3 protein-coding genes are annotated in these 3,894 nt (G+C 63.5%); 2 read left to right on the forward strand and 1 reads right to left on the reverse strand.

Annotated elements, in window-relative coordinates:
- Window positions 1-2,833, forward strand: a 2,833-nt coding sequence (locus tag EN969_RS20565) for an efflux RND transporter permease subunit (protein ID WP_164758379.1), incomplete at its 5' end; no start/stop codon positions are given.
- A 92-nt stretch (window positions 2,834-2,925) separates the two neighbouring features.
- A complete protein-coding gene (locus EN969_RS20570) occupies window positions 2,926-3,084 on the forward strand; it encodes a DUF3309 family protein (RefSeq protein ID WP_013529196.1) in 159 nt (52 codons plus the stop codon).
- 57 nt (window positions 3,085-3,141) lie between these two features.
- Here EN969_RS20570 and EN969_RS20575 read toward each other — a convergent pair.
- The coding region (locus EN969_RS20575; protein ID WP_127419348.1) for an NAD-dependent epimerase/dehydratase family protein at window positions 3,142-3,894 on the reverse strand (753 nt) is incomplete at its 5' end.

Consider the following 3,894-nt stretch of genomic DNA (forward strand, 5'->3'; position numbering starts at 1 on the left):
CGGCAAGGCCGACCTGCCGCAGGCGGCCGAAGAGCCGGTCGTTACCGAAGTCAACATCTCCGAATTCCCCGTCCTCGTCGTCACCCTGTCGGGCGAATTGCCCGAACGCGTGCTGACCGCCGCCGCGCGCGAACTGCGCGACCGTATCGAGGAAGTGCCAGGCGTCCTGGAGGGCTCGTTGCAGGGTTCGCGCGACGATCTTGTCGAAGTCGTCATCGATCCGATGAAACTGTCGTCCTACGGGTTGCAACTCGATCAGCTGATCGGCGCTGTCGGGGCCTCCAACAGTCTGGTCGCCGCCGGCAATATCGAAGGCTCGGAAGGCAAATACGCCGTCAAGGTGCCGTCACTGATCGAGACGCCCGAGGACGTGGCGGCCTTGCCCGTGGTCGCCGGCCCCAATGCCGTGGTGCAGGCCAAGGACATCGCGACGATCCGCTCGACCTTCGCCGATGCCACGACGATCACGCGCCTCAATGGCAAGCCGGCCATCGCCATCGAAGTCAAGAAGCGCATCGGCGCCAATCTGATCGACACGCTCGCCAAGGTGAGGGAGGTGTCCGACGCCTACGTCAAGACGATGCCGCAAGGCATGAACGTCACCTACACGCAGGACAAGTCGGTCTTCGTCAACCAGTTGCTCGGCGATCTGCAGAACCACGTCATGATCGCCGTCATCCTGGTGTTCATCGTCATCCTCTACGCGCTGTCGGGTCGTGCCTCGCTGCTGATCGGCCTGGCCATTCCGTCGTCTTTCCTGATCGGCATCCTGCTGCTGGCGATGATGGGCTACACGATCAACATGATCGTGCTGTTCAGCCTGATCCTGGCTGTCGGCATGCTGGTCGACGATGCCATCATCGTCACCGAGTTCGCCGAACGGCGGATGAGCGAAGGCATGCCGAAGGCGGAAGCCTTCGCATTGGCCGCCAAGCGCATGGCCGGTCCGGTCATTGCCGCGACGATGACGCGCATAGCCGCCTTCTCGCCACTGCTGTTCTGGCCGGGCATCATCGGCGACTTCATGAAGTACATGCCGATCACCCTGATCGTCACGCTATCGGCCTCGATGCTCTATGCGCTGGTGTTCGCGCCGACGCTGGGGGCGATCTTCGCCAAGGCGCCGGAGCATCATGAGGATGATAATCGCGACGGCTGGTACATGGCGATCGTCAAGCAGGCGGTGCGGTTTCCGATTACGGTGGTTTTGCTGACGGTCGCTCTGCTGTTCGGCGTCGGCTTTGCCTATTCGAAATATGGCGCCGGTGTCGAATTCTTCCCCAGTGTCGAGCCCGACTACGGCCTGCTCTACGTGCACGCGCGCGGCAACCTTTCGCTGGCCGAAATGGATACGGCGACCAAGATTGCCGAAAACAGGATGCTCGGCTGGCCCGGCATCAAGTCGGTCTACACCCGCGTCGGCAAGACACAAGGCGGCGGCCAGGATGTCCCTGAAGACGTCGTCGGCGTCATCCAGTACGAATTCATAGATTGGCGCGAGCGCAAGTCGGCGAACCAGATCCTGAACGATTTGCGCGGCGTCATGGCCGGCATTCCCGGCGTCGATGTCGAGGTGCGCGTGCCGGAGGCCGGTCCGCCGACCGGCAAGCCGATCCAGATCAGGCTTTCGGCCGTCGACCCCAAGGGGCTCGACGACAAAGCGCGCGCGGTTGCGGCACGCATCGGCAAGGTGCCTGGCGTCATCGACATTTCCGACGGCCTCCCGCCACCCGGCGTCGACTGGGCGCTCGAGGTCGACCGTGCCAAGGCAGCGCAATATGGCATCAGCCCAACCGCTGTCGGCACAGTGGTGCAACTGGTGACCAACGGGCTGAAGCTTTCGGAATACCGGCCTGCCGGCGCCGACGACGCCGTCGACATCAGGCTGCGTCTGCCGGAAGACCGGCGCACGCTGTCGACGCTCGACGAGCTCAGGGTGCAGACCTCGCAAGGCTCGGTGCCGATCTCGAATTTCGTCGTGCGCAAGCCGGAGCCGACGGTCGGTATCCTCAACCGTATCGACGGCGCGCGCACGGTGGTCGTCCAGGCAAACGTTGCCGCAGGCGCCCAGGTCGCGGCCGTGCAGGCGGAGGTCACCAAGGCCGTCTCCGGGATGGATCTCGGCAGCGGCATACGTTGGAAGCTGGCCGGCTCGAACGAAGACAGCGCCGAGGCCAGCGCCTTCCTTGGCAAGGCGTTCGGGGCGGCGATCTTCCTGATCTTCCTGGTGCTGCTGATGCAGTTCAACAAATTCACCAGCGTGCTGATGGTGCTGTCCTGCGTGGTCATGGCGACGGTTGGCGTGTTCCTGGGGCTGCTGATCACAGGCGAGACCTTCGGCATCGTCATGTCGGGCATTGGCGTCATCGCTCTGGCCGGCGTGGTGGTGAACAACAACATCGTGCTGATCGACACCTATGACCGGCTGCGCGAAGAAGGCTGGGACAAGATGGACGCGGTGCTGCAGACCTGCCGCGAGCGCGCCCGGCCGGTGGTGCTGACGGCGGTGTCGGCGATCCTCGGCGTGTTGCCGATCGCCTTCGGCCTTGGGCTGGAAATCTTCCATCACGAGACGACGATCAACGCGCCGTCGACGCAATGGTGGATTTCGCTGTCCTCGGCGATCGTCTTCGGCCTGTCCTTCGCCACCTTGCTGACGCTGGTGGTGACGCCGTCGATGCTGATGATTTTCACGCGCAGCAAGAACAGCCGCTTCTATGCGTTTTTCCGCCGGCTGTTCCGGCGCGGCAAGGGAACGGTTTCGCCGACCGACAGGCCTGGACAGGAAGCAGGCGACGAACCGGAAATCGCCTTTCCGAAACCCGCCGAATAGACCCCATCGCCGATTTGACCGCAGAGGCCGCCCGGAACAACCGGGCGGCCTCTGCATTGTCTCTGAGCGAAACGTCGAAGCGAGGGCTTCTCATGCCGATCACCACCATCGTCATCATCGTCCTGATCCTTGTCCTCATCGGCGCGGTGCCGGCCTGGCCGCATTCGCGCTCCTGGGGTTATGGGCCGTCGGGTATTGTCGGCGTCGTGCTGGTGGTGCTCATGGTGTTGCTGTTGATGGGACGGCTCTGAGGCGCCCTCTCGTGGATTGTTCAGTGTGCAGAGGGGCGGCGCCCATGATCGCGGGAGTCAGGCAGCTTTCGCAACGCCATTCACGGTGGCAATGCCGATATCGCCAAGAGCTTCAGCAACCGCCTGATCCAACGGCGTGTGCGGGATCTCGCCGACGATGCCTTCCAGCCGTATCGAAGCCAGCTGATGCGGCTCGAAGCGCAGGTAGGACATGGAGACGATCTCGCGCCACATCGCCACGAACGGGCTGCCAGCGCGCAGCACCCACCAGGGCATCGAAGTCATCTTGAGCGGACGACCAATAGCCTTCTCGGCAGCGGCCTTGATCTGCAGATCGGTGACCGCGTGGCCCGGAAAGTTCAGCGCTTCATAGAAGCCGAGCTTGTCCAGATTGCGCGCCAGCGCGACGAAACCCACAGCGAAGTCAGGCAGATAGGCCCATTCATGCACGAGCTCGACCGGGCCAGGCGCGGTGTAGATACCTTTGTTGATCTTGGCGGCAACGATCAGGTCGAACCATGATCCGCTGCCGGTGCCGCCGAAGAAATCGCCGGCCCGCAGAAGAATGGTGCGGACGCGGCTCGCGTCGGCCTCGCGACGAAACAACTCCTCCATGGCGCAGCGGATGCGGCCCTTTTGCGTGCTCGGGTGGAAGGGTGTGTTTTCCGATATCACCGCCGGCATCGGCGAGCCGTAATTGTAAACGGTGCCGGGGAAGAGGTGCAGTGCGCCGTTCGCGTGGCAGGCGGCCATGACATTCTGCGCCATCGGCAGGCACTTGCCCCAGTCGGTGTAGATCCGGGTGGGCCC

Source organism: Mesorhizobium sp. M7A.F.Ca.CA.003.01.2.1 (assembly GCF_003998945.1).
In the GTDB taxonomy this organism is placed as follows: Bacteria; Pseudomonadota; Alphaproteobacteria; order Rhizobiales; family Rhizobiaceae; genus Mesorhizobium; species Mesorhizobium ciceri.